Raw genomic sequence first — 26,644 nt, 5'->3', positions numbered from 1 at the left:
AATTCCTCCCACGTTAACCGTTACTTCTCAACTCGTTTAATTGGGGCAAAGGCGGCTAATAGCCGTTTTACACCCTGTTCTGGAAAGGCAATATCCAGTTCGGCGTCTTCACCGGTTCCGTTAACCTTCACAACGGTACCGATTCCCCACTTCTTATGGCTGGCCTTATCGCCAACGCCCCAGCTCACCTTACCGGCACCCGTACCAGACGGTTCTGAGACGCGCCCGGTCTTGCCATGGTAAGGATTAGCCACACCGCTAGCCGTTCGCCGAGCAAACGGCACGTCTTGGCGACTTGGGGTTAAGCCAGACTTGGTTTCGCTATAATCCAAATGTAGCAACTCGGGATCAATTTCCGTGACAAAGCGGGATTGGGGGTTCGTCTGCCGCCGACCGTAAAGCATTCGGGAATATGCATTCGTTAGATACAGCTTGTTCTGCGCACGCGTAATTCCCACGTAAGCCAAGCGCCGTTCTTCTTCGAGCTCATCGTCTTCGAGCATTGCCCGTGACAACGGGAAGATGCCTTCTTCCAGACCCATTAGGAAGATTACGGGAAATTCTAGCCCCTTAGCCGCATGTAACGTCATCAAAGTAACTTCAGCGGGTTCTTCCTCAACATCATCTTGGGCAGAAACCAACGCTAAGTCAGCCAAGAATTCAACCAACCGCTCTTCAGTCTCATCATGGTCAGCATTATCCCAATCGTCATCAAACTTTTTAGTGACGGATAAAAATTCTTCGATGTTTTCAATTCGCGTTTCGGCTTCCAGGTTCTTTGAAGCCTTCAGGGCAGCCATGTAGCCGGTTTTATCCAGCAACTCAGTCGTGATATCCGAAACATTCATGGTCGCCGCCTGATCTTGAATACCCTTGAGCGTCATCCCAAACTTTTCCATGGCGTTGCGAATCCGGGCACCCAAGTTCGTGGCCAACGCAATGTTTTGCGTAGCTTCTAGTTCGGTCCAATCGTTCATTTCCGCAAAGTCACGTAATTTTTCAACGCTGGTCGCACCAATCCCCCGTTTGGGTTCATTGATGATCCGCTCCAAGCTCATTGAATCGGCCGGATTGGCAATCAGCGTCAAGTAAGCCAAAACATCCCGAATTTCTTTTCGGTCGTAGAACTTGTGGCCCCCGACCATGGTGTAAGGAATGTTCGCCTTGACCAACGTTTCTTCAATCACCCGGGATTGGGCGTTAGTCCGATAGAGAATAGCGAAATCACCGTACCCGCGGTGGTTTTCGTTAGTTTCTTCTTGAATCTTCGCGACAACGTAGTGGGCTTCGTCGTTTTCGTTTTGACCGCGGTAATAAGAAATCTTATCGCCTTCTGGATTATCCGTCCACAGGTCCTTCTTCTTTCGGTTCACGTTGCGTTGAATCACGTCGTTTGCGGCCTTCAGTATTGTTTTCGTTGAGCGGTAATTTTGCTCCAGCAACGTCACGTGGGCCTTTGGGTAGTCGTGCTCAAAGTTTAAAATATTTTCCATGTTCGCGCCACGCCAACCGTAGATACTTTGATCCCCATCCCCGACAACACACAGATTGCCATGCTTTTTAGCCAGCATGTTGACCAACGTATACTGCGCATCGTTGGTATCTTGGTATTCATCGACATGGATATACTGGAATTTTTCTTGATAGTAGCCCAGGACTTCCTTATCCTGATTAAACAGCTTAATCGTCAACATTATCAGGTCATCAAAGTCCATGGCCTGGTTCGCTTGTAATTCGCGTTGGTAGCTCTCGTAGACTGAGGCAACCGTTGTTTCAAAAGGATTCCCAGCCACTTCGCGCATCATTGCTGGTGTCTGCAAAGCGTTCTTCGCGTTGGAAATGGCGCCCAGGACTGAGCGCGGATCGAACTTCTTTACATCTAAATTTTGTTGCCGTAAGACCCGCTTGATCAGGGTCCGCTGCTCACCGGGATCGGCAATGGTGAAGGCCCGATTGTATCCCAGTTTGTCCGCATCACGCCGTAGAATGCGCACACATAGCGCATGGAACGTTGAGACCCAAACGTCGTTGCCATCCGGTCCCAATAATTTGATGACCCGTTCACGCATTTCTTTTGCGGCCTTATTCGTAAAGGTAATCGCTAAAATCCGCCACGGCATCACGTTGTCATGTTCAATGAGGTAGGCGACCCGGTGCGTTAAAACCCGGGTCTTCCCACTTCCGGCACCTGCCAATACCAACAGTGGCCCCGCCGTTTGAAGGACGGCCTCCGTTTGCTTATCGTTCATGCCAGTTAACAATTCTTCTCCTGCCACCCTGAACACAGTCCTCTCTCTAATTAGTCTTGAATAGTATACCAAAAAAACATACGTTCTGCTGAAACTCAACCCGATATTTTAAAAGAATTTTGCGTGATCGGTTACACAATTTTTCGAATATTGAGACCACTCGGTTGCGTTTGAAAATCTGCTGGCTTATCGCTCGCCTACATAAGATGTGGGACGCGTTTCCCCAGGCTTCAAACCGAGCCGGAGGACCGCTTCTCAGGCCGCAGGCGGTCCCCACAGCAGCCGGAATCTCTGGCAGCCGCAGATGGCTGGTCAGTGAGTCACGAATAAACGCACCCAATCAGCCAGTACTGGGTGATCAGATGCGTTTGATGGCGCTGTTCATACTAGTCTGCCTTAGACTTCCGGCTGATCATTCGTGGGAGTTGACCAAATGGCGGTATCATCCAATTGATCCAACAGCGGCTTGATTTCTGTGCCCTGGACGGAAATGTGGCCAACCACATCGTCGTCCGCTGGTTTGCGCAAGTGGTAAAAGTTAAAGTGCCAGTTGGCCTTGATTTGCCATTGCGTCCGAATCGCAGTTAATTGACTCGCTGTAAAGTTAGCAGTCACCGCTGACGTTAGGATTTCAGGTGTCGCTAATGGTAACCCGACAACGGCGCGTAAATGTTGTTCAAATTCGTCCACCGTTGCGGCATCCTCGAAGACGTACCCCGTTTCACTAGGAGCTGGTACAATCTTTTTGACGTAGATTGCCCCGCTGGCTGTCAGGTAGAAGGAGACTTCGAAGACCCCAACGTAGCTCACGTTCTTGGCAACTTCACCGGCAATCCGTTGGAGTTCGCTGGCCACATCCGGATCGACCTCTGCGGGCACCCACGTCTTTTGCGCACGGTCATCGACCGACTGAACTTCCGTAATTGGAAAGGCCTGTTGATTGCCGTCTTGATCCCGGGCAACCACGATTGAAAATTCCCGGTCATAGGCAATTTGGGATTCCAAAATGTAGGTTCCCCAATCCAACAGACCGGCTGCCTTAGCAATATCTGTCTGCGTTTTAATCACCAATTCGCGTCCGTGCGACCATTCCTTTTGGATGGGCTTCAGGACACACGGATACCCAATCGAGTTAACGGATTGGTACACGTCATCAAGATTAATGATTGTGGCATATGGTGCCACGTTAACGTTTAGCTGGTCAAAGAAGGCCCGCTCCAGTAATCGATCCTGCATCATTTCTAACATGTCTGACCCTTGCGGAATCCGGGTGAACTGTGTCAAAAACTTAACGACTTCCGTGCTCACACGGTCCGAATCGTACACAATGGCCTCGCAACTCTCCGCAAAATGCTGAAGCTTATCGCGATCCTTGTTCGTGCCGATTGCCTTGAAGTCAGCTAATTGTAAGGCTTCACTCGTTTCGTCAGCGCCGTATGCCCCGACGCGTAACCCCATTTTCCGGGCCGTTGTCACTAACATCGCGGCGTTGGCACTATTACCAATCACCCCAATAGTATCTCCAGGATATAAGACCGTGTTCGCCAATTTACTCCCTACTTTCTTTCCAAAATTAATATCATTATTTTATCCGTTAAAAATTAAAACTATCCACTTTTATTTTAAAGTTTCCGCGCAAATTACACAAGTTCGTGAAGCTTAATTTTGAGCAAAGATGACTTGACCATCCGCAAATGAGGCGATGCTGGCCAACGCAACCAAGGGAACCCCGGCGTCTTCGACCATCTGGTGGCCCTTTTGGAAACGTTTCTCAATGACGACGCCAACGCCAGCAACCGTAATGCCTGCCGTTTCGGCGATGTCAAACAGGCCCTGGACAGCTTGCCCATTGGCTAGGAAGTCATCGATAATTAACACGCGATCCTCACGAGACAGAAACCGCCGATCGATGGAAATATCGTTGGTCACCTGCTTGGTGTAGGAAAAGACTTTTGCCGTGTATAAATTGTCTTGTAATGTCAAACTCTTGTGTTTCCGAGCAAAGATGACGGGAACTTGTAAATGCAATCCGGCCAAAACGGCTGGCGCAATCCCAGAGGACTCGACCGTCAATACTTTGGTGATGCCGGCGTCCTTAAACTGCCGGGCAAACTCTGCACCCATTTGATCCATTAACTGGGGATCAATTTGATGATTCAAAAAGTTATCAACCTTCAAAACGTTTCCTGGCAGAACCGTCCCGTCTTGTCGAATACGATCTTCTAAAATTTTCATCCTGCTTGACCTCCAAAAAAGTGTTTCTTCCATTCTACCTGATTGAACCTTAAAAAACACCAACTTGCCCACACATTTAGGAATGCTTAACCCAACCAGAGACCTAATAATTCCGCTAAAACCGTGACCAACGCTAAGGTACCTAAGCTACGAACCGCTAAGATAAAGGTTTCTTTCTTCACTTGAACCCGGAACAGCCCCCGGACGTTACGATAAATCAGCGGGATACTGATTAAGGCCAGTAATGACCACTTGGGTAAATCACCGATTGCCACGCTACCAATTAGGGAGAGATACCCGACAACGTAGAAGCTGGCAAACAGCCATAGCGACCGCTGCTTGCCCAGATAGTAGACAATGGTCCTCCGGTTAAGGCTCAGGTCTTCGGCGGCGTCACAGATGTTGTTAGCTAGCAATAACGCAGCAATGGCCATGACGGCTACCCCGGATGCCAGCAGAATTCGGAGAAGTAAGCCCCCGGTCAACACTGTCGTTTGATATAAATTTAAATAAACGGTAATTAACATAATCATATAACCCATGGTAAACCCAGCAAAGAACTCACCGGTGGGCGTCCCGGACAGCGGTCGCGGCCCGCCAGCGTACAGGTAGCCGACCAGGAAACAGAAGATGCCCATCGCCAGTAGTGGCCAGCCTGTCAGCCAGACTAAATAGATGCCGATGAGCCCCGCAGCCGCGGCCATACTGGCCATTAAAATAAAAATCCGATTGACGGCCAAATGATTCACGCCAATAATGTTGGTATGCTTCTTCCACTCGACGGCCTCGTTGCCGGCCTTAGTATAGTCTTGGTAATTGTCGTTAATGTCGACCGCCATGTTGAACAACAGCATGGCAATAAAGAAGAGAAGCGAAACGCCCCAGTTCACATGATGAAAGTTGGCCTGAACAAAGATCATTCCCAGTAAGAATGGCCAGATTGAGGCGATTTTTGCTTTGATTTCGACTAGTTCGAGAAAAATACTGACGGTCATGGTGGTTCCTCCTGAATGTTCTAACATAATTGTCTAGGTTCTTTGGGAAATGATTGCAATGACACAATAAGTTAGTTCGATCATAGCCTATGTCCGGGGCCAGTTCAACAGCTGGCAAACTGCAATAGTTGGTAAACCCATGTACCAAATCCCTTCCCTTTGCTAACTTCTGGATTTCTGGCGCTTACAACGTCTTGTTTGCCCCCAACTGTCACAAATTTGCCATTCAGAGTAACCTTTATTTGACAACGTTTACACTTGCCGGTAAGATAAATTTTAACGTGATGTACATAACGAGGTGCGAAATGGATCGACAACTTTGGCGGCAATTCCCACAAGTGGAGCCGCAACTGGATGCGCTACAGGATTACCTGTTCCAGGTGGTTCAGCTAGATAACCAACCCATCCATAGTAAAATTTTAGCCTTATTGAAATCCGGCGGCAAGTTGTTGCGTCCAGGATATTTTTATTTGTTTTCTAAGTTTGGTAACCAGGGAACCCCCAGTGAGCTGCAGGCGGGGGCCGCTGCGTTAGAAATTCTGCACGTCGGCACCTTGATTCATGATGATGTGATCGATGAGTCCCCCACCCGCCGTGGCGTCCGAACGATTCAGATGAAGTACGGCCAGCGAAATGCCATTTACGCCGGTGACTTCATGTTTACCGTTTACTTCAACCAGGTCCTGAAAGCTACCGGCGACCGGCAAATGGTTCAAGAACACATCGACGCCATGCACCGAATTCTGCAAGGCGAGCTCCATCAAATGGCCCTAAACTACCGTGAAGACACGACCGTGGACGCTTACCTGAGTGAGGTCGCTGGTAAGACGGCGGAATTGTTTGCGCTGAGCTGCTATACCGGCGCAAAATTAGCGGGTGCACCGGTCAGCGTCGTTGCTCTCACCCGAGAAATTGGCATTGCGTTAGGATCCGCCTACCAAATGCTAGATGACATTTTGGATTACGCGGGTGATCCCGTTAAAACGCAAAAACCAGTTTTAGAAGATCTACGCTCAGGTGTTTACTCCCTGCCCCTCATCTTAGCGATTCCCCTAGCAAAACGCGATTTCCACCATCTCTTGCGGAAGAAGCAAGACATGACGGTGGCCGATATCCAAGCTGTGCAAGCCCTAGTGGCCCAGTATGATGGCGTGGGAGCGGCGCGTAAATTAGCGCTCCGTCACACTGAAAAAGCCTTATCCTTAATTCGCCAACTACCCGCGGGCAGCGCTCAGGCTGATTTGGAAAAATTAACGACGATGCTGTTGCGGCGGGATCACTAAGTAATTGGTGCTTATCGCCACCTTCGAATTAAATTAAGCGAATAGTGATCAAAAAATAACAGGCCTAGTCGATTTCAAGACTACGGCCTGCTATTTTTTTGGATAAAATTTACCCTATCGCATTCAAATTGCTTTTTACTTCCCACGATCCAAATCATACAGAGCTCTAAAGCGGGCATTGTCCCGGTACAGTTCCGCTGGTGACCCTTGCATGTCGAAGCGGCCGTTCTCAATGAACCGCACCTGATCGACGTGGGTAATCCCAGCTAAATGGTGGGTGACCCAAATAATCGTTTTATCCTGGAGCACATCGAACACGGTGTCTAGTAAGTGTTGCTCCGTAATGGGATCCAAACTAACGGTCGGTTCATCCAGAATAATGATGGGTGCATCCTGCAACAGGATCCGTGCCAACGACAACCGTTGCCGTTCCCCGCCAGAAAAACGACTCCCGGCTTCTTGAACTTCCGTGTCGTAGCCCTGGGGCAACCGACCGATCAAATCGTCCAGCTCAACGGCCTTGACCGCCGCGTGGACCTCTTCGTCAGTCGCGTTCAAGTTTCCTAAACGGACGTTGTTCATGACCGTGGTGTCAAACAGGTAAGGCTGCTGATCAAGGACGCCAAAGAGCTGTGCCCGTTGTTGCTGCAGTTGGGCAATCGGCACGCCATTTAACGTGACTTGTCCAGCAGAGGGCTGCTCGTCGCCTAAAATCAGCTTGAGCAAGGTACTCTTCCCCGTGCCACTCGGTCCCAACAGGGCTAATTTTTCACCAGGGTGAAGCTCAAGAGAGAGATCATCAATGACCTCGCGTTGCGCACCCTGGTAGGTGAAGCTCACGTGATCCAATTTCAGCTCTGGCAAGTCAGTAATCGTGGTCTGTGGGGCTTGTTCAGGTTCGTTCTCATCCAAGCGATTGACCCGCTGAATGGAGTCCTTGTAGACCGGCCACTCGCTGACCCCCTGACTCATGCTCGAAAACGGCTCAACCGTTGGAAACAGTGCCAGACCAAAAGCAGCGACCCAGTTGGCTTCAGCCTGATTGTGCGTGAACGTTAAACCCGCCCACCACACAATTAGGACGACGGCCGCGCCAAAGACGAATTGAATTGCAAAGTTCCGCCACCACTGGAAATGGTGGTCTGCTCGCCGGAGGGTCGCAATTTCATCAATTGGTTGATCTTGCTGCTGCAAGAAGGCCTCCCGGCGACCTGAAATCAACCAGTCTCCCAAACCTAAAACGGAGTCAGTTAATTTCGTGTAGAAGGTCCGCTGTACCTGACGCGCCTGGAATTCTCGCCGACCGTTAACCGTCACGGACAACAGCGGCATAAAAATAACAATCACACCCAGCAGTAGTAGCATTAACAAGCCAAAGGCCCAGTTAAAATAGCCAATGCCCAGCACCACGAACAGGTACAATAGCCAACCAATCACTAGTGGAAAGACCGTTCGTAAGTATAAATTCTCAATATGATCAATGTCTTCTGCCAAGATGCTGAGGACATCCCCAGTCTGATGCGTCTGGCGAATCGCTACCGCTTGCTTTTCCACGGCCTGGTACAGCCGTTTACGGAAGTCGGAAACAATCCGTAAGACCCAGTTATGACTGGTCAGCCGTTCTGCATACCGAAACGCTGGTCGCCCAATCCCAAAGGCCCGCGCGAGTACGATGGGTACGTAAATCATCAAGATGTTATAAGGATGCGTTGCCGCCCGACTAATCAAATAGCCGGAGTTAAACATCAGCGCCCCACCGCAGAAGAACGTCATGAAACCGAGGAACAGAACCAAGGCCAGCAGCTTCCGGTACCGACGGAGGTAGGGCATGACCCAATGATCATTTTTAAATGTCGCAAAAAATCCCTTCATCGTGTCGTCGCCCCTTCCATTTCGGACCGTAGCCGAACGTAGGCGCCATTCTTAGCCTGTAGCTCGGCCGGCGTTCCCTGTTCCACAATTTTGCCGTGGTCCATCACCAAAATGTAATCCATTTCGTTCATCCAGTGTAGCCGGTGCGTGGCGAAAAATACCAAATGATTCGCAAAGACCGGCATCATAGTCTGTTTTAACTCAACTTCCGTTTCAATATCCAAGTGTGCCGTGGGCTCGTCGAAGAGTAAGACGCGCCGTGAATCATCGAGAAAGGCCCGTGCCAACGCAATTCGTTGGGCCTGACCCCCACTGACACCCCGGGCACCTTCACCAATTTGCGTATCCAAGCCCTCAGGTAACGTCGTGATCCAGTCGGTCAGTCCAGCCTTGGCAGCCGCGGCATTCACAGCTTCCTCGGTAGCTTCTGGCGCGTAAAAGGCCAGATTCTCCCGTAGGCTAGCGTGGAACAAGTAAGGGGCCTGCGGAATGTACACAAAACTCCGCTGCCAGGCCTTTTGGTCGAGGTGGGGCACATTGACCCCGCGAACACTGATCTGGCCATCCTGGGGGCTAAGAAAGCCGCCTAAGGTGTTGATCAGCGTCGACTTCCCTGAACCAGAAGCCCCAATGATGCCGACCTTCTGTAAGCCGTGAACGTCAAAGGTAATGTCCTGTAAAGTTGCCGGGTCTTCACCATAGGCTACGTTAACGTGATCGAACCGAACGTCATCATCAACCGTCCAAACGGGCTCCCGTGCCGGTAAAAGCTCCCGGTCGGTCGGTGTTTCACGCTGCAAAATATCTAGAACGGCCGTCAACGCATTTTTCCCATTCAGGGTAGCGTGATAGTCATTGGCAAAGTTCCGAATTGGTGCAAAGTAATCCGGTGCTAAGGTTAAGATCACCAGTGCTGGCAACAGTTGTATCGTGTTGTTCATCAAGCCAAAACCCAAGAATACCGCGATGATTGCGATGGACAGAGTCGTGAAGAAATCCAGGGCAAACGTAGAGGTCATGGCAATCGTCAACGTCGCCATCGTTTTCTTCCGGTAATCCTCACTCACTTGATAAACGTTATCCGCATATCTTTCATTCAGCCCCAACTGCTTCAGTGTCGGCAGCCCCCGTAATGTGTCCACAAAGTGATTCGAAAGTCGTTGATAACCAGCGTACTGCCGGTCGGCCTTGGCCTGAGCGGCTAACCCCAAAATAATCATGAAGATAATAATTAAGGGATAAATCGCGAGTAAGAACAAGGCCTCTTTCCACTGGATAAAGGCAATGTAAATCAGAACTAGCCACGGTGTGATCGACAGGTCCAAGACCTTACCGATAATCATCATCAGATAAGTCTGAATCTTGTCAATACCTTCGAGCCCCATGGTAACCACGTTCCCGGTTCCCTTTTCGGCCACGACGCTCGGACCCAGGTCAAACAGCTTGGCCATAAAGTCCTTCCGCAACTTCTTCGTGGTTTTTTCCACGAAAGGATAGAGTAACCAATCCTTTAAGAGCGTTAACAGGTGCCGGGCTAAGAATGCCACGGCAAAGACAGCTAACGGTGCCACAATGGTGCCAATTGGCTGTTGCTTCCAGAGGTGAACAATTGCGACGGACAAGTATTGCGCCTGAATAATAATCATGATAGCTTGAATCAATGTCAATATCGCTTCCATGACCGTCGCCGGTTTCACACCCGGAAATTTAAAAACACGTTGATCAATCAAAAATAAAGCCCCCTCACAACAAGTGATAACTCATACTGCAATGATAGCATTTTTCGTTCATCTAAGCGCTACCAATCGCTACTTCTCACCATCTTTTTTACAATTTAATTGTCTACTAAGGATTGCTTGCATAAAATAATTCATGCAACGTAACCCACAGGAGCGTTGGTGCCAAATTGGCTAAAGCTTGCCACCTGCGGCTGCCAGAGATTCCGCCTGCTGTGGGGACCGCCTGCGGCCTGAGAAGCGGTCCTCCGGCTCGGTTTGAAGCCTGGCAAAATTCGCCAATCTCCAAACGCGTCCCACACTGTAAGCTGGTTCCCAGCTAACACCGTCGACATAGCTGTCTCCATCTCTGTCCTCCTCCGGTTAGGATAGCTCCTCAACATGAGATCGATGCGACCATCGCTGGACTGACAACCTTTGTCCAGAATAGTTGGTCGTCGTCTATGTAGGCGTGAGTGAGCCAAATTTAGGCTCAGCCGTGGGATTTTCCATGTGGTCTTCTTGGAAAATGGCGACTTTGAAACGCGGGTTTGGCGGTTCAAAGCGAGGTCCAAGACCGCTCTTCGGCTTAGGCCGTCCTCCCCACAGCGTTCCAGCCTAAATTTGGGAACGGTAAGCCGGCAACTTCACACAATGTCGCCACAATTTTGTAAACCCATTGATTGCAAGTGATAAAAGAAAGTCCCCACGGCCGCAAAGTCGTGGGGACGGTGGAAAAGACTGATTAATTAAGCGTTTTGCTTTGGTGAAGCGAGCCGCTTGTAGAAGACCCAGTAGCTCCAGATGAAGTAGATCAAAACGATTGGCAGGATACTAAACGTCAGGATGGTCATCAGGTGTAGCGTGTATGGCGAGCTAGAAGAATTCTTGATCAGCAGTGAGTACGCTGAATTGTTGGCAACCATGACCCGTGGGAATAACCCATTGAAGATCAAGACAACCACACTGATCAGTGAGAGACCACTGCCGATAAATGAGAGCCACTCGTGGTTCCCCAAGACACCCCAGTAAGCCAAGCAAGTGAAGACAACCAATGCAACGACAATGGCCGTCGTCGTCAGTGGCTTCTTGGCAAAGAAGTCCGTTGAGAAGTACAGAAGAATGGCAAACAAGACTTCACCCGCAAATAGAACGGGGTACAAAATCTTGTTCCAAGCCAGGGCCCGGTCACGTAATTCACCAGACGTCTTCAACCGAATGAAGTTCAAGCCGTGGACCAGTGACAAGACGGTAACGGCGACCCCACCAACCAGAGAGAACAGGTTGACGTAGTCGAAGAAGTGGGCCGTCATGTCGCCATTTTTATCAATTGGCATCCCAGCAATCATTGCGGTAAATAACATCCCAAAGAGGAACGCCGCGCAGAAACTACCAATTGTGGAAGCCCATTCCCAGAAGTTTCGCCAAGTCTCCGTCTTCATGTTTGCCCGGAACTCGAACGAGACACCCCGGAAAATCAACGAGGCTAGAATCAGGAACAAGACGAGATAGAATCCAGAGAACAACGTTGCGTACCACATTGGGAATGACGCGAACATGGCACCACCAGCGGTGATCAACCAGACTTCGTTACCATCCCAGTGCGGTCCGATTGAACGAATCACAACGTCACGTTCGGCTTCATTCTTGGCGAAACTCTTGACGAGCATCCCCACCCCGAAGTCGAAACCTTCCAGGAAGAAGAAACCACTAAACAGCACACCGATTAGAATAAACCAGAGTAGTTGTAAACTAGTCATGGTTGAACGCCCCCTTTGAGTACGGATCCAGGTCGGTATCGCCTGCCGCATACCCATCGGTATTTTCAATATCAGGTCCCGCCTTCAACGTCCGGTGACACAGAACGATCATGACGACCCCCATACCCGCAAACATCAGGAAGTAGATGATGTTCGACGTGAGTAGCGACGCAACGGATACATTTGGCGAAACCGCATCGGCAATGGTCAGCAGACCATAGACAACCCATGGATAACGCCCAAATTCAGTGATGAACCAACCAGCCGTGTTGACCACGAACGGTAGCCACAGGCAGAGCCCCATAATGTACAGGAACCAGCGTTGACTCATAATGAGTTGTGACTTCTTCCGGTTAAAGATCAGTCCCACGATAGCGAGTAGCGCGAACAAGGCACCTGCCCCAGACATAATCCGGAAGCTCCAGAACAACGTCTTGGTTGGGACGTAGTAATTGATGTCACTCCCAAATTTCTTATCATACTTGGCATGTAATTCCGTGTTGATGGTGTTCATGCCTTTAACAGTCCCAGTTGTCTTGTGGTAGCTCAACAGGTTCAAGACGTATGGCACATCAACCGACCAAGTCGTCTTGTGATTCTTGGTATCGAAGCCAGAAACGGCCGCCCATTCACCTTTGTTGGTTGAGTTCTTGTAGAGCCCTTCCATTGCGGCAAATTTCATGGGTTGGTTGTTGATTAAGTAACGACTTTGCATATCCCCACTGGCAATGGAGCCAACGGAGAAGATTAAGCCAATGACCAAGGCAACGTTCAAAGACTTGCGGTAGAACGTCACGTGGTCCTTCTTCAGCAAACGCCATGCGGCACAGCCGGCAATGACGAAGGAAGCGGTAACAAAAGCGCCGAAGATAACGTGCGGAAATTCACTCCACAGTTGGGGGTTACTCAGGACAGCACCGAAACTGACCATTTGAACGTGACCCGTTTGCTGATTGATGATGTAGCCCAATGGGTTTTGCATGAAACTGTTGGCAGCCAAAATCCATAGTGCAGAAAGTGAAGACCCGAACATAACTAACCAAATGAATAAAGTGTGGACCCACTTGTTAAAGCGGTCCCAGGTGAACATCCACATCCCGATGAACGTGGATTCCAGGAAGAAGGCAGCCAAGGCTTCAATCGCCAGTGGCGCGCCGAAGATGTCTCCCATGAACCGAGAGTATTCGGACCAGTTCATTCCGAATTGGAATTCTTGAATAATACCAGTAACAACACCGACAGCGAAGCTATAGAGGAACATTTTGCCCCAGAACTGCGCCATCTTCTTGTAATCCTTATCGCCTTTAATCGCATACATGGTTTCCATGACGGCGACGACGAAGGCTAAGCCGATTGAAAATGGAACGAAGAAGAAATGAAAGACAGTGGTCATTCCAAATTGGAATCGCGCTAGGCCTAGGATATCCAGACCAAGATTTAACATTTTTCTAACCTCCCCAAACGTTATTAGTGTAAATAAATAATTGCTGTCTTGAGTCCATTATATCGAGTGATAAGTCAATAAGCAATGGTTGGGCGCCAATCTCCTCAAAGTTAATGGATTATATTCGAAATTTGTGTGCAATTTAGTTGTCAATCCTCGTAACACATTTAAATATGTGTGTTGTTTCTGTAAGCGTTTTCCTTGTTTTGATGGGATTTCTAGGCGAATGACCCCTACTCGTGCTAAAATATAGGAGACGCAAACCGTCGAAGGAGGTTTTTTAAATGACAGAACGATTATTAACCTTTCCAACTCTCAATCAAACACAAACCGACGCCTTAAAGGCGCAAGGAATCGATGTGGTCCCCGCTACCGACTGGGAAACGGCCACGGATATCGATATTATCTTCGGTTGGAGCCAGCACGGTGCCGCCGTTTTACAGAATCCGCAAAATCACGTCCGCTGGATTCAAACCGTTAGTGCCGGCGTAGATTACCTCCCACTCGACTGGATCCGGGCCCACGATGTGCAAGTCACCAATGCTAGTGGCGCTTATTCCGCAGCAATTGCCGAATCGACGATTGGTTATTTACTTTACTTTCTTCGTGACTTTAACGACGCGGTAAAGAACCAAGCGGGTCACTTCTGGCAAGTCCCAGCCCGGACGGAACTGGCAACCTTGGCCAACCAAAAGATTGTCATTTATGGCACTGGCAGTATTGGCCAGCACATTGCCGAACTGCTCAATGGTTTTGGCAGTTATCCCTTTGGCGTCAATCGTTCCGGCCATGGCGTTAATGGCTTTCAGGGCACCGTCAGCATGGAAGACGATGCGGACCTGGTTAAGGACGCCGACGTGGTGATCAATGCCATGCCCGCTACGCCAACAACCATCCACTACTTCAACGAGACTTACTTCAACCAGCTGAACGGCGTCCGTATCTTCGTCAACGTCGGGCGCGGCAAGTCGGTAGACGAAGCGGCCTTGATGCACGCGCTGCTGTACCAAAACGTCCTGAACGCTGCTTTAGATGTCTTTGAAAATGAACCCCTGCCCCGTGAGTCTAAGTTGTGGGATTACCCGAATGTTCTGATTACACCGCACCAAAGTGGCTTTGACGTTGATAACATTCGTGCCCTCTTCGGCTACCTCAGTGATAATCTGCAAAGCTGGGAAACCGATGGCAAGTTGACGGTCAACGTGGTTGATGTCAACCGCGGCTACTAAATTAGTCCAAGCCAGTCACCTGCGGCTGCCAGAGATTCCGGTTATGATTAGTACTTCAATCTGACATTGCTATGATCATCGCTGGACTGGCAACGTTTATCTGAGTCATTGGTTACAGACCCAGCAGGCGTGAGTGCTCCAACAGTCTTTGCTAGTATTACCAGCACTTAGAGTCACTAGCTCGGCTACATCGAAGAACGCAGATGTCAAATTTTGAAATAAACATCAACTTAAAAAATGCCCTCTCCGGATACATAGGTGGGGGTATTTTTTAGGCTACATGTAGGTCAGCTATTGCCCGTTCTCACGGTACCCAGCTTCAACCGTTGCTTTGCTATCGCGCCACCAAACCTCATGGTCCTGATACCAGCGAATGGTCCGTTCCAGCCCGGCTTCAAAATCCGTCACTTGCGGTTGCCAGCCTAGCGTTTGCTGGAGCTTGCTGGCATCAATCGCGTAACGAGCGTCGTGTCCTGGACGATCCTTCACGAAATCAAAGGCATCAGCTGGTTGGCCCATTAGTTTCAGAATCAAAGCTAACACTTCTCGATTACTGTGCTCGCCGTTGGCCCCAATCAGATACGTCTCGCCAATCTTACCCCGGGTTAGGATTTCCCAAACGGCGCGTGAATGATCATCGACGTGAATCCAGTCACGGATGTTGGCACCCGCACCGTAAAGTTTAGGACGCCGACCGCTCAAGATGTTGGTAATCTGCCGGGGAATAAATTTTTCACTGTACTGGTACGGACCATAATTATTCGAACAGTTGGAGATGGTCGCCCGGACCCCAAACGACCGGACCCATGCGCCAACCAGCAGATCCGCACTGGCTTTGGTGGCAGAATACGGACTGCTGGGTTGGTACCGGGATTGGGTGGTGAACTTTTCTTCTGGCTGTTGTGCGCTAGAGATTGGCAGATCGCCATAAACCTCATCCGTTGAAATTTGATGGTACCGGACATCAAATTTCCGACAGGCTTCTAACAACGTGTAGGTGCCGCCGATGTTCGTTTGCATAAAGGGGGCCGGATTACGCAACGACCGGTCATTATGGCTTTCGGCGGCGTAATTGATGACCGCATCCGTTTCTGCAACTAATCGATTCACCACCACCGGATCAGCAATGTCGCCAACCACTAATTTCACACGGTCGGCTGGCAGTCCTGCTAAGTTGATGCGATTACCAGCGTACGTCAGCTTATCCAAGACGGTCACGTGAACCCCCGGCTGATTCGCCACCACATAACGGACAAAGTTGACCCCAACGAACCCGGCCCCACCGGTAACTAACAAATTTTTCACGTTAAGCACCTCCTGCACACCTCATCATAACAAAAAACACGAAATTCTAATCACAGAATTTTCGTGTCTTTAAGAGCGGACTAGTAGCCGCCGCCAGGTCCACCGTTACCGGAATCACTGGATCCACCAGTGTCACTGGTAGTTGTCGTCGTACCGGTCGTACTGTCCACCTGGGCAATGGTTCCGGTTGTTTTATGTGCTAATCCTAGCGCATTGCGAATGTAATTCGTCACACGTTGCAGTTCGGTCTTTGATGCCACTTCCATGCTTTGACTATTAATAGTCTCACTGGTCCCTTGCAAATGAGTCGTCTTGATGCTTGACGTTGCCTTCCGGTAGTTCGCCGCTAAAGCCGTCAGGTCATCGAACGTCAGGTCAGTTTGCGTCTGTTTCGACAATGAACTGATGAACGTTTCATTTAACAATGAGGTCACCGAATTGGACTTGTTGAGCAAGGCCATGATAACCTTCCGTTGCCGCGTTTGCCGCCCATAATCGCCGAGCGGATCATCATCACGCATCCGAGAATAAGCCAAGGCCTTTTTCCCGTTCATGTGGGTCTTAACGCCCTTCTTAAATGAATAACCACCGTAGCTAAACGTTAAAGTTGGTTTCAAGTCAACCCCACCAACTTCATCGATGATTTTCTCCATGCCACCCATGTTGATGATGGCGTAGAAATCAATCGGAATATTCAGCATATCCTGAACCGTGGTGATAGCCGTCTTAGACTTGCCGTAGGCGTATGCAGCATTAATCTTCGAGATGCCGTAATCTTCGAAGCCAGGAATGGTTACTGCGGTATCTCGCGGCAGACTAGTAATCGTAGTTTTGTTTGTCGTTGGATTGATGGTCACGACCATCATACTATCCGTTCGACCCGCAAACGTCCGACCGAGTGCCCCGGTATCCGTCCCCATTAAGAGAATCGAGACCGGTTGTTTTTTCTTGAGAACTTCGTTGACGTTTCGTAACTTCTTGACGCCAGATGACTTATAGGTCTTGTCAACACTGTCTTTAATGCTCTGATACTTGTGCATCCCATAAGCAGCGCCGCCCCCGATTAAGGCGATGATCAAGATAATAAAGAGATTCCGAATTGGATGTCTTTTTCGACGCGGTCGTTGCCGCTTTTCCATTTCCATGGTTTGGTACCCACCCTTTCAATCCAGTCGGCACGTAACCAACTGGTGGATTTTTCCATTTATAATCGACTTGACCATTATAGGGGTTAAGTCTTAACGTGACCTAAGTTCTCTGGAAGCTTAAGAAAAAAACAAAGCGTCACCGTCTTCGCAGTCACGCTCTATTTCGCATGAATTTGATTAAGCAGTTGGTTGTTTTGCCAGCAGGTTCACCAAGTCCGCCGTTGGAATCTTGCCAAAGTAACTCGGGACGTCCAGCTGTTCAAAGACGGCCTGAATGGCGGATAACGAGTAAGTCACCCCTGTCAGTTGCTGCGTAACGTCTTCAATTGGTAACTGGCCAAAGAAGTCGCCGTGAATCTGGATGGCTTTGATTTTTCCTTGGTCCACGTCTAAATCAAACTCCACCGTTCCCGCGGCAAAGTGTTGCCGTCGTGTTAAGGAATAAGCCGGATCATTGCCGTAGATCCAATCCCAATTATTAAAGTATTTATCTGCCAGGACCTTAACGCCCGCTTGATCCGCGTCCGTCAGTTCATACTGGTGTGCCTGCCGCAAATCACTGACGCCAAGAATCTCTTTGGCTAACGTGTCACGAAATTCTTCAATCGTTAAATTCTGGTATTCAGGCGCACAGTATGGTTTCAGATTAGTCACGCGGCTCCGAACGGACTTGATTCCCTTGGTAGCTAGCTTATCGGCTGGCACCTGCAAGGCTTTAGCAATCTGCGTCTGGTCAACGTCGTACATCAAGGTGCCGTGGGAAAACATGCGGCCATTTTCCACGTGCATGGCGTTGCCAGAAAATTTCTTGCCGTCAATCGTTAAGTCATTGCGACCCGTCATGGCTGCTCCGGTCGCTCCCATTTGATGAAGGGCCTTAATCACGGGATCGGTAAAGCGTTTAAAGTTACCAACCGCATCCCCATCGTCCTTAGTGATAAAGCTAAAACTGACATTTCCAAGATCGTCATACACAGCGCCCCCACCCGAGGTCCGCCGCGTCAAAATAATCTGATGATCCTTCACGTACTGTTGATTGATTTCTGCCAAAACGTTTTGATACCGCCCCACGATGATGCAGGGAGCGTTCACGTAAAAATACAAGATGGGTTCCGTTAAGTCGGCATGTTCCATCAGGTACGTTTCAATTGCCAAATTTTGGCGAATATCTAAACTTGAGCTTGCTAAGTAACGCATCAAGTCATCCCTCTCGATTAGTCTACGACCATTCTACCACGAAAAATGAAAGCGTTATCCAGCGTCTTTAATCTGACGGACCTGACTGTGGCGGTAACCATACGTGATGTACACAATCAGCCCTAGGATTACCCAGACACCAAAAGCTTCCCAGGTAAACGGTTGGAGTTGGGTCATCAGGTACACACATGCTAGGAAAGAGATAATTGGCAAGTAAGGATACCACGGCACCTTAAAGGACGTGTCGAGGTTTTTAAACCGTTCATCGTGACGGAGAAAGACAATTCCTAAAGAAACCATGGCAAATGCTGAAAGCGTCCCGATGTTAACCAACTCCGCAATCTTATCAATGGGAATGACCGCCGCAAAAATGCTGGCAATCGCGCCAAAGATCCAGGTGTTGGCCACCGGCACGTGCGTCTTGGGATTGAGTTTCTTTAGAGATGCTGGCAATAAACCATCCCGGCTGATCGCAAAGAGTAGCCGCGTGCCACCATATGACATGACGATTAAGACGGTCGTCATCCCAACAATTGCCCCAAAGGAAATGACACCGGATGCCCAGTCCTGGTGAATCAACGTCAACGCTAAGGCCACCGGATCGGCTACATTCAATTTCGAATAATGAACCACACCCACGAGTACCGCAGACAAACTCACGTACAGGACGGCTGCGACCAACAGAGAACTGATAATCCCAATGGGCATGTTCCGCTTGGGATTTTTAACTTCTTCACTAGCGGTGGAGACGGCATCAAAACCGATGTATGCATAGAAGGTAACCGCAGCTCCTTTGAAAATCCCACTAGTCCCAAATGGTAGAAAGGGATTGTAATTAGCTGGCTTAACGTAAAAAATAGCAATACCGATAAACAGTAAAATAACCAAGATCTTGACGATAACCATAATATTATTAATTTTAGCGGATTCGCGAATCCCTTTTGATAATAACCATGCAACCAGCATAGTGATGACGAGGGCAATGATGTCGATGCCGCCCCCCTTAACGCCAGCAGTTCCGGCAGCCGCTTGCAACACCGGCGGTAGCTTCATACCGAAGCCGGCTAGGAGATTCTGAAAGTACGATGACCAGCTCACGGCTACTGAAGAAACCGCAAAGAGGTATTCGGAAATCAGCGCCCAGCCAAGAATCCACGCGGCAAATTCACCAAAAACGGCGTAAACGTAAGTATAAGCACTCCCCGCTAAGGGAATTGTGGACGAAAATTCAGAATAACATAACGCCGCCATGGCACAAACAATCACCGCAATCAGGTACGATAGCATGACGCTTGGTCCGGTATAGTTGGCAGCAATCAGTCCCGGCGTGATAAAAATTCCGGAGCCCACAATGGCACCGATACCCATCGTCGTTAGGCTGAATGCGGTTAAGGTTTTTTCCAGCCCCGTTTTCTTGTAGAGATCCGTCTGCACCTGTTTCTTAATAAAGAGTTGATGTGGTCGGCTCAAAAGCGACCCCTCCTTCCAAATGATTAATGAGAATTCGATTAAACCAATTATCATAGTCTAATTTTATTTGGCTGGATTGTCAATAGAAAATCGGATGAAAACGGATAACAACGGGGACTAACCTCCGTTTTTGCTAAGTTAGTGTTTCTAGTTTTAATAGCGCGGCCGTTCCCGGCGTCCACCACCAAGTGGTGCTGAATCTAAGAAGGCACTGAGTTTATTTTCAAACGCAGCGGCCTTATGCGGTAACTGCGGATGTTCCTGGGCCAACTCCACTAACTGTCGATAGTTACGGCCGCCCATTGCTGCCACCTTTGAATCGCGGTCAAAAATGGCCTTCGTCGCCGCCGCTAACGCATTGTTGCGACCATACTGAAAACAGCGGGTCTCAGCGCAGTATTGCCGATGGCGCTCCCGATTGATTTGAATGTCGTAACCTACGCGGTGTCGGGATTTCTTGCCAATGTGATGGTCGCTGATCCGAATTTCCTTTAAAATGTCGTGATCTAAGTGTAAATACAGGCTCGGGGTCCGATGACTGGTGACTTCAACGTGAATGCCCGCGTCGCGCAACTGCAAAATCAACGTGCGAATCAACTTTTTCAAAGCCTCATCGTCCAGATTCATGATTGCCTCCCTGAGGCCGCACGCGCTCACTGATGGTCGTCCCGAACTCTAGTGCCTTGGCTGAACCATTCAAGTGGCCGCTCATAGTAAATAGCTCCTCAAAATGCATGCTGGTCATCCCCTACTCCCTTAAAATTACCCCCAGCATACCGTGCTACTAGCCACCGGTCTAGACCTACTTTCCGAGCTACAGAGAATCTTAAACTCTGATAAATATATTTATCAAAAGCCGCCATTACGAGACTAATTTCAAAATATAACAAAATTTTTTCACCGCATTTTCGGTAACGTTTCTACTACTTGAGTCGCAACATTCAATGAGTTATCAACCAGAGAAAATCTCGTTGAATTTTAATTTAGGCATTTACAATTTTGAAATTGGTGCTAGTATTAATGCCACAAGATAAAAAACGTAGGAAAGAGGAGTACGTTTGATCAGCCTGTCAGTGAGTTGGGAGTTAGTGCGAACCCAATCAGCGTTTGATTTAACCGAAAAACACTTTCTTAGTTGCTTCCTGAAATGACTCAGTCACGCTAGGGTAAGCCGTTAACCGGTACGTTACCATCGGTAGAGTATGTTTGTACTCTAATTGAGCTGGCCGATCATTGGGATCGACAACTTGGGTGGTACCGCGAAAAGGTTTTTCGTCCCTTGTCTATACAAGGGATGGAAAACCTTTTTGTTTTATCTTAAATTTGGCCCATAGAAGGAGAAATAGCTTATGCATTTAATCATTCCAAAATCATACGATCCAAAATTATCCGTTCGGGAAACACAATCTGCCATCCGGTACATTCGCGAAACCTTCCAAGAAGAATTTGGGGAGCAGCTCAACTTGTCTCGCCTTTCCGCACCCATGTTCGTTGAAAAGTCTACCGGACTGAACGATAACTTGAACGGTATCGAGAAGCCCGTCTCCTTCACCATGGCCGACATGGGGGATGAAACCATCGAAATTGTCCACTCACTGGCTAAATGGAAACGCGTGGCTTTGAAGCGCTACGGTTTTAAGATGCATGAAGGCCTATACACTAACATGAATGCCATTCGTAAAGATGAAGACCTCGACAACTTCCATTCCGCTTACGTGGACCAGTGGGACTGGGAAAAGGTGATTGCCAAGGACGAACGGACCGAGGAAACACTGAAACAAACCGTTCGCACTATTTTTAAGGTCATCAAGCACATGGAACACGAAGTTTGGTACAAATTTCCCAAAGCCGTTCACCACTTGCCTGACGAAATTCACTTCATCACCACGCAAGAACTTGAAGATATGTACCCAACCATGACGCCCCGCGAACGCGAAAACGCCATCAGTAAGAAATTGGGCTGTGTCTTCCTTATGAAAATTGGGGATGCCCTGAAGAGTGGCAAACGTCATGACGGCCGCGCACCCGACTACGATGACTGGCAGTTAAACGGGGACATCATGTTCTGGTACGAACCGTTACAACAAGCCATTGAGATCTCCAGCATGGGTATTCGGGTTGACGCTGCCGCAATGAAGCGTCAATTAAAGCTTGCGCACGCTGAGGACCGGACGAACCTGCCCTATCACCAAATGGTTCTGAACGAAGAGGTGCCTTACACCATTGGTGGCGGTATCGGCCAATCCCGACTGTGCATGTTGCTCTTGGGTAAAGCCCACGTCGGTGAAGTCCAAGCTGCCCTCTGGCCACAAGAAATGCACGACCAATGTGAAGCTCACGGGATTCATCTGCTGTAAACCGGCCCAGCTAACAGGGATTTAGTTCATAAAATAGTGGGAAATTGCCACCTACGGCTGCCAGAGATTCCGGCTGCTGTGGGGACCTCCTGCCGCCTGAGGATCGGTCCTCCGGCTCGGTTTGAAGCCTGCCATGACACATGATTCCCGATTTTACATTGCCGAAACGTGTTGTGTCAGACGGTAGATTTAACTGATGGTGCCAATGCGCTAGTGTTCAATTCTCACTATGATAGACGGTCGCACCCACACTTCAGATTTCAGCCCTAATAAAAGACAAAACTAATGCCACTACCTGGTGATCATCCGATCCCGGGCAGTGGCATTTTTAGGCTATTTTTTTAAAGTTTCATCCAATTTTTCCACGTTGGCAATTGGCCCAACAACCGTCAACACGTCATGTAACTGGACAATATCTGTCGGTTGCGGCGAGATATTAATCTTGTGCCCGTGCTGAATGGCAATGATGGTTAAGTCGAAGCGCTGGCGCAAATTCAGTTTGACCAAGTCCTGATTCACGAAGGTGGGATCGGTAATAACCACCTCGGCTAGCGTGTATTCATCACTGAGGTCAATAAAATTCAGAATATGATTGGACAACAATTTCCGGACGATACTGTGGCCCATGTCCCGTTCGGGGAAGATGACTTGGTCCGCCCCGACCCGCTTCAAGACGCGACCATGATCGCTGGTTTCGGCCTTGGCAATCACCTTTTTAGCCCCCAGCTCCTTGGTCAACATGGTCGTTAGAATGCTGGCTTCCATGTTATTGCCGATACCGACAATCACGTAGTCGAAGGTATCAATGTTCAGTCCGCGGAGAACGTCCTCGTCCCGCGTATCCGCAATCAGGGTCTGCGTCGCAATGTCCATCATCGCATTGACGGGCTCCTCTTTCACATCGACCGCTAGCACATCCTGATGGGCCTCGACCAGCGTCTGCACAACACTCTGACCGAAACGTCCCAGACCGAGCACCGCAAAACTTTTCTTCGTCATTGTCATAACTTCCTAACCAATTAAAATGTTTTCTTCCGGATACCGAATCTGGTTGACCTTCGTTTGGCGCTTAGACAGCGAGTATAGGGAGGTAAAGATTCCGACCCGACCGACAAACATCAGCATCATAATGACCAATTTGCCGATGACGGTAAGGTGCGGTGTTAACCCCAGACTCAGCCCCACCGTTCCAAATGCTGACAGAACTTCGAACACGATATACTCGAGGCCAAAACCCTTGGGAATCTTTTCGGTCTGCGTCAGAATGAGCGTCGCAATCACAATCACCACGCTGGCCAAGAATAGCAACAGGAGCGCACGACTGATGTTCGTTTGACTGAAACGGCGCCGACTGAATTCAACGTCCTTCTTGCCACGCAACTGGGCAATGCTTTGTAACATCAGAACACCAAACGTGGTCGTCTTGATCCCCCCAGCTGTTGAGCCTGGCGTCCCACCAACGAACATTAGAATCATAATAATAAAAATACTCCCCGACTGCAGATCATTTGTCGGTAAGGTAATTAATCCGGCCGTCCGGGGCGTGACGCTGAGAAACAACGTGTTGATTGTCCGGTTGAACCAAGACGTATCTTTCGGTAAGAGTGACAGGTCACGTTCGGTCAATAATAAGAGCAAAAATCCAGTGACAAACAACGCGCCCGTCGTGACCAGGGTGAGTTTCGAGTTCAGACTCAAGCGTTTCCGTTCATGGTACAACAAGAGATCCCGCCATACCAAGAAGCCGAGTCCCCCACCGATGATGAGGATAATCGTGACCGTTAACAAGTAGGAATCATCGCGAAAGCCCATCAGACTGTTACCGAAAATATCGAACCCCGCATTACAAAACGACATCACGGCGTGGTAAACGGACGCGTATAAGCCCCGTTTCCAACCGTAACGCGGAATAAAATCAAATACCAGGAGGAATGCCCCGCCAGCCTGAAAGAGCGCAGAGAGGCCGACAACGTATTTCATGACGCTCTTGGTATCACTCAAGTTTTCTAAGTTTAACGACTCTTTCACCATCAATTGCGTTGACAGGTCGAGGTTGCGCCGAATAATGTTGAACAGCAACACGGCAAACGTCATGTATCCCAACGCACCAATCTCAGAGAGACCCAAAATCACTACCTGACCAAAAAAGGACCAGTGCTCAGCCGTATTGACGACCGTTAGCCCCGTAATACAGGTAGCCGAAGTTGCTGTAAACAAGGTGTTAATGAGTGTCGACCCCTGCGCCTCGTTCGTGGCAACGGGCAAGCTCAACAATACCGTCCCAATCGTAATCAGGAAGATGAAGCCCCACACCATCTTTTTGGACAAAGTATCAAATAATCTCGAATGCGTAATTTTTTCCATCATATCTCATTCCTATTAGCTATTCTCTCCAGCTTAAGACAATCCGTCTGGGAAAACAATACCCATTTCAAGTAAGATCACTGACCTAGCCAACCGTTATTGACGGCCACGATATAGGCAACTGACGAATCTCGTCGCTGGCGACGATGCCGTTTTTGACATAAATGTCAGCTAAACAAAAAATCCCCACCAACTGAATGGTGAGGATTTTCCAATTGCCAATATCGAAATATTAACGCTTGGAGAATTGTGAAGCTTTACGGGCCTTCTTGAGACCTGGCTTCTTCCGTTCTTTCATACGAGCATCACGAGTCAAGAGACCCGCACGCTTTAATGGTCCACGGAAATCTGGGTCAACTTCGAGCAATGCCCGAGCGATCCCATGACGAGTTGCGCCGGCTTGACCGGAGAAACCGCCACCATGCACAGTAACTAATGCATCATAGTTACCAAGGGTTTCCGTAACGTTGAATGGTTGTAAAACAACTTCACGAATACTTGCGAATGGGATGTAATCTTCGATTGCCTTTTTGTTCATAACAATTTTGCCTGAGCCGGGTACTAAACGTACACGAGCAGAGGAGTTTTTACGACGGCCAGTGCCGCGATATTGAACTTGTGCCAATTTGGTTTTCCTCCTTAGATAAGGTTAGTAATGTCTAATACTTCTGGCTTTTGTGCTTCGTGCTTGTGGTCTTCACCAGCATACACGTGAAGCTTCAATGCCATTTGGTGACCTAAGGAGTTCTTAGGGAGCATACCTTGTACAGAAGTTTCGATCAACTTTTCTGGGTTTTCTTCCCGGAAGTTACCGGCAGTCCGTGACTTTAAGCCACCAGGAAAACCAGTGTGGTGATAGTAAATCTTGTCAGTAGCCTTACGGCCAGTCAAAGCGATCTTGCTAGCGTTGATGACGATTACGTTATCACCAGTGTCCACGTTAGGGGTGAACGTTGGCTTGTTCTTACCACGTAATACAGTAGCAACGACTGAAGCAAGCCGGCCTAAACTAACGTCGGTTGCGTCGACAATGTACCATTTGCGATCAATGTCGCTAGGTTTTGCAATATAAGTTGTACGCACGTTAAATTCCTCCATAAATCTGTGTTTGTCTGACACCAAGTAAACTTTCCGGGGCTTATCGTGGGGCAAACAATACCAACAACCATAATACAAAGTTTTCACCATAAAGTCAATGATTGTTTGCCGCACTAACAAAATTTTACCGTTGACGTTCAGGTAATTTTGTCGGGTGAGCCGGATCTTCACCCTGATAATAAACGTGTTTTAAGTACAAGCCGGCGGCCGGAACCGTTCGGCGGGCCTGCTTGCGATCCTTGACCGCGTACAGCCGGGGAATGTCATGCACGGGTCGGGTGCCGGCCCCAATTTCGACCAAGACGCCCACCATGATTCGGACCTGATTGTACATAAACCCGTTACCATAAAATTCAAAAACTAATTCATGATTGGCTTGATCAATGTGACAGGTGGCTTCATAAATCGTCCGGACAAAGGTCCGCGTTTGCGCGCCGGAAGCCACAAAACTGGTAAAGTCGTGTTCCCCGACTAAATCCTGCAAAGCCGCATTAATTTTCGCGATATCGACCGGAAACTTCCAGTGGCCCGTGTAGTTGCGCTTAAAGGGATTGCGAAATTCGCCGAGATCCATCCGGTACAAATACCGCTTTCCAGACACGTCATACCGCGCATGGAAGTCAGGTGCAACCTCTGCCACGCTGAGGATCTCCATATCCATGGGTAGCATGCTGTTTAAGCCCTTGCGCATGCTCTCGGCGGGAATGTAGAAGGGAAAGTCAAAGTGGGCCACCTGGGCCAAAGCATGGACGCCTGCGTCGGTTCGGCCGGAGCCATAAATGACGATTGCTGGCTCCGGATCCTTCGCCATTTTATTGACAACTTTCGTCAAGGCACTCTCCACGGTCCGCTTATTCGGTTGCCGTTGAAAACCGGCGAAGTTAGTGCCGTCATACATAAAAATTACTTTATAGCGTTGCATG

The 26,644-nt window shown here is 49.0% G+C and carries 21 protein-coding genes; 3 read left to right on the top strand and 18 right to left on the bottom strand.

Annotated elements, in window-relative coordinates; all coding sequences use genetic code 11:
* Positions 1–20: 20 nt before the first annotated feature.
* The 4 genes from pcrA to EKM99_RS07565 all read right to left on the bottom strand — a co-directional run bounded on the left by pcrA (position 21) and on the right by EKM99_RS07565 (position 5,479).
* Positions 21–2,249 carry a DNA helicase PcrA gene (pcrA, locus tag EKM99_RS07580; RefSeq protein WP_404819778.1) on the bottom strand — a complete coding sequence of 743 codons (2,229 nt, stop codon included), beginning with the start codon at positions 2,247–2,249 and terminating at the stop codon, positions 21–23.
* Between the two features lie 396 nt (positions 2,250–2,645).
* Positions 2,646–3,797, bottom strand: a complete 1,152-nt coding sequence (locus tag EKM99_RS07575; RefSeq protein WP_125582443.1) for an ATP-grasp domain-containing protein — start codon at positions 3,795–3,797, stop codon at positions 2,646–2,648.
* A gap of 111 nt (positions 3,798–3,908) precedes the next feature.
* Positions 3,909–4,484 (bottom strand): xanthine phosphoribosyltransferase, encoded by a 576-nt coding sequence (locus tag EKM99_RS07570; RefSeq protein ID WP_125582441.1) that lies wholly within the window; start codon positions 4,482–4,484, stop codon positions 3,909–3,911.
* An 86-nt stretch (positions 4,485–4,570) separates the two neighbouring features.
* Positions 4,571–5,479 (bottom strand): 1,4-dihydroxy-2-naphthoate polyprenyltransferase, encoded by a 909-nt coding sequence (locus tag EKM99_RS07565; RefSeq protein WP_125582439.1) that lies wholly within the window; start codon positions 5,477–5,479, stop codon positions 4,571–4,573.
* A 305-nt stretch (positions 5,480–5,784) separates the two neighbouring features.
* Here EKM99_RS07565 and EKM99_RS07560 point away from each other — a divergent pair, with 305 nt between their 5' ends.
* The gene (locus tag EKM99_RS07560; protein ID WP_125582437.1) at positions 5,785–6,762 is read left to right on the top strand and encodes a polyprenyl synthetase family protein; all 978 of its coding nucleotides are present in this window, start codon (positions 5,785–5,787) and stop codon (positions 6,760–6,762) included.
* Between the two features lie 135 nt (positions 6,763–6,897).
* Here the strand turns inward: EKM99_RS07560 and cydC are convergent, their stop codons facing one another.
* From cydC to EKM99_RS07540, 4 genes are all read right to left on the bottom strand, one after another.
* Positions 6,898–8,634 carry a thiol reductant ABC exporter subunit CydC gene (cydC, locus tag EKM99_RS07555; protein WP_125582435.1) on the bottom strand — a complete coding sequence of 579 codons (1,737 nt, stop codon included), beginning with the start codon at positions 8,632–8,634 and terminating at the stop codon, positions 6,898–6,900.
* Positions 8,631–10,364, bottom strand: coding sequence for a thiol reductant ABC exporter subunit CydD (gene cydD / locus EKM99_RS07550; RefSeq protein ID WP_125582433.1), 1,734 nt, complete (start codon positions 10,362–10,364; stop codon positions 8,631–8,633). The genes cydC and cydD overlap by 4 nt, the downstream gene beginning before the upstream one ends.
* Positions 10,365–11,098: 734 nt before the next feature.
* Complete coding sequence (cydB, locus tag EKM99_RS07545) at positions 11,099–12,109, bottom strand: cytochrome d ubiquinol oxidase subunit II (RefSeq protein WP_125582431.1); 1,011 nt, start codon at positions 12,107–12,109, stop codon at positions 11,099–11,101.
* Positions 12,102–13,553 (bottom strand): cytochrome ubiquinol oxidase subunit I, encoded by a 1,452-nt coding sequence (locus EKM99_RS07540; protein ID WP_125582429.1) that lies wholly within the window; start codon positions 13,551–13,553, stop codon positions 12,102–12,104. Before EKM99_RS07540 ends, cydB begins: the two co-directional genes overlap by 8 nt.
* Before the next feature lie 284 nt (positions 13,554–13,837).
* On the opposite strand from EKM99_RS07540, the gene EKM99_RS07535 reads away from it, so the two are divergent.
* A complete protein-coding gene (locus EKM99_RS07535; RefSeq protein WP_125582427.1) occupies positions 13,838–14,782 on the top strand; it encodes an NAD(P)-dependent oxidoreductase in 945 nt (314 codons plus the stop codon).
* Positions 14,783–15,073: 291 nt separating this feature from the next.
* On the opposite strand, the gene rfbB is transcribed toward EKM99_RS07535, so the two are convergent.
* From rfbB to EKM99_RS07510, 5 genes are all read right to left on the bottom strand, one after another.
* Positions 15,074–16,087 carry a dTDP-glucose 4,6-dehydratase gene (gene rfbB / locus EKM99_RS07530; protein ID WP_125582425.1) on the bottom strand — a complete coding sequence of 338 codons (1,014 nt, stop codon included), beginning with the start codon at positions 16,085–16,087 and terminating at the stop codon, positions 15,074–15,076.
* An 80-nt stretch (positions 16,088–16,167) separates the two neighbouring features.
* The gene (locus EKM99_RS07525; protein ID WP_125582423.1) at positions 16,168–17,232 is read right to left on the bottom strand and encodes an LCP family protein; all 1,065 of its coding nucleotides are present in this window, start codon (positions 17,230–17,232) and stop codon (positions 16,168–16,170) included.
* Between the two features lie 180 nt (positions 17,233–17,412).
* Positions 17,413–18,432 (bottom strand): lipoate--protein ligase, encoded by a 1,020-nt coding sequence (locus EKM99_RS07520; protein WP_125582421.1) that lies wholly within the window; start codon positions 18,430–18,432, stop codon positions 17,413–17,415.
* A gap of 54 nt (positions 18,433–18,486) precedes the next feature.
* A complete protein-coding gene (locus EKM99_RS07515) occupies positions 18,487–19,902 on the bottom strand; it encodes an APC family permease (protein ID WP_125582419.1) in 1,416 nt (471 codons plus the stop codon).
* A gap of 153 nt (positions 19,903–20,055) precedes the next feature.
* Complete coding sequence (locus EKM99_RS07510; RefSeq protein WP_125582417.1) at positions 20,056–20,529, bottom strand: hypothetical protein; 474 nt, start codon at positions 20,527–20,529, stop codon at positions 20,056–20,058.
* A gap of 722 nt (positions 20,530–21,251) precedes the next feature.
* Between EKM99_RS07510 and asnA the strand changes: the two genes are divergently transcribed.
* Positions 21,252–22,259 carry an aspartate--ammonia ligase gene (gene asnA / locus EKM99_RS07505; protein ID WP_125582415.1) on the top strand — a complete coding sequence of 336 codons (1,008 nt, stop codon included), beginning with the start codon at positions 21,252–21,254 and terminating at the stop codon, positions 22,257–22,259.
* Positions 22,260–22,592: 333 nt separating this feature from the next.
* Here the strand turns inward: asnA and EKM99_RS07500 are convergent, their stop codons facing one another.
* From EKM99_RS07500 to truA, 5 genes are all read right to left on the bottom strand, one after another.
* Positions 22,593–23,258 carry a potassium channel family protein gene (locus EKM99_RS07500; protein WP_125582413.1) on the bottom strand — a complete coding sequence of 222 codons (666 nt, stop codon included), beginning with the start codon at positions 23,256–23,258 and terminating at the stop codon, positions 22,593–22,595.
* Between the two features lie 12 nt (positions 23,259–23,270).
* Complete coding sequence (locus EKM99_RS07495; protein WP_125582494.1) at positions 23,271–24,623, bottom strand: TrkH family potassium uptake protein; 1,353 nt, start codon at positions 24,621–24,623, stop codon at positions 23,271–23,273.
* A 232-nt stretch (positions 24,624–24,855) separates the two neighbouring features.
* Positions 24,856–25,248, bottom strand: a complete 393-nt coding sequence (gene rpsI / locus EKM99_RS07490; protein WP_048735562.1) for a 30S ribosomal protein S9 — start codon at positions 25,246–25,248, stop codon at positions 24,856–24,858.
* Between the two features lie 14 nt (positions 25,249–25,262).
* Complete coding sequence (gene rplM / locus EKM99_RS07485) at positions 25,263–25,706, bottom strand: 50S ribosomal protein L13 (RefSeq protein WP_125582412.1); 444 nt, start codon at positions 25,704–25,706, stop codon at positions 25,263–25,265.
* A gap of 139 nt (positions 25,707–25,845) precedes the next feature.
* Complete coding sequence (gene truA, locus EKM99_RS07480; RefSeq protein ID WP_125582411.1) at positions 25,846–26,643, bottom strand: tRNA pseudouridine(38-40) synthase TruA; 798 nt, start codon at positions 26,641–26,643, stop codon at positions 25,846–25,848.
* Position 26,644 lies beyond the last annotated feature (1 nt).

The organism is Levilactobacillus cerevisiae (genome assembly GCF_003946245.1).
Classification (GTDB): domain Bacteria; phylum Bacillota; class Bacilli; order Lactobacillales; family Lactobacillaceae; genus Levilactobacillus; species Levilactobacillus cerevisiae.
The sequence above is the reverse complement of the archived record's forward strand: the minus strand, read 5'-3'. Positions and strand labels throughout refer to the sequence as shown.

Coding starts and splice junctions, on each gene's coding strand:
- pcrA (WP_404819778.1), bottom strand. CDS start 2,249: ATGAACGATAAGCAAACGGAGGCCGTCCTTCAAACGGCGGGGCCACTG.
- EKM99_RS07570 (WP_125582441.1), bottom strand. CDS start 4,484: ATGAAAATTTTAGAAGATCGTATTCGACAAGACGGGACGGTTCTGCCA.
- EKM99_RS07565 (WP_125582439.1), bottom strand. CDS start 5,479: ATGACCGTCAGTATTTTTCTCGAACTAGTCGAAATCAAAGCAAAAATC.
- EKM99_RS07560 (WP_125582437.1), top strand. CDS start 5,785: ATGGATCGACAACTTTGGCGGCAATTCCCACAAGTGGAGCCGCAACTG.
- cydC (WP_125582435.1), bottom strand. CDS start 8,634: ATGAAGGGATTTTTTGCGACATTTAAAAATGATCATTGGGTCATGCCC.
- cydB (WP_125582431.1), bottom strand. CDS start 12,109: ATGACTAGTTTACAACTACTCTGGTTTATTCTAATCGGTGTGCTGTTT.
- EKM99_RS07540 (WP_125582429.1), bottom strand. CDS start 13,553: ATGTTAAATCTTGGTCTGGATATCCTAGGCCTAGCGCGATTCCAATTT.
- EKM99_RS07535 (WP_125582427.1), top strand. CDS start 13,838: ATGACAGAACGATTATTAACCTTTCCAACTCTCAATCAAACACAAACC.
- EKM99_RS07525 (WP_125582423.1), bottom strand. CDS start 17,232: ATGGAAATGGAAAAGCGGCAACGACCGCGTCGAAAAAGACATCCAATT.
- EKM99_RS07520 (WP_125582421.1), bottom strand. CDS start 18,432: ATGCGTTACTTAGCAAGCTCAAGTTTAGATATTCGCCAAAATTTGGCA.
- EKM99_RS07510 (WP_125582417.1), bottom strand. CDS start 20,529: ATGAATCTGGACGATGAGGCTTTGAAAAAGTTGATTCGCACGTTGATT.
- asnA (WP_125582415.1), top strand. CDS start 21,252: ATGCATTTAATCATTCCAAAATCATACGATCCAAAATTATCCGTTCGG.
- EKM99_RS07500 (WP_125582413.1), bottom strand. CDS start 23,258: ATGACGAAGAAAAGTTTTGCGGTGCTCGGTCTGGGACGTTTCGGTCAG.
- EKM99_RS07495 (WP_125582494.1), bottom strand. CDS start 24,623: ATGGAAAAAATTACGCATTCGAGATTATTTGATACTTTGTCCAAAAAG.
- truA (WP_125582411.1), bottom strand. CDS start 26,643: ATGCAACGCTATAAAGTAATTTTTATGTATGACGGCACTAACTTCGCC.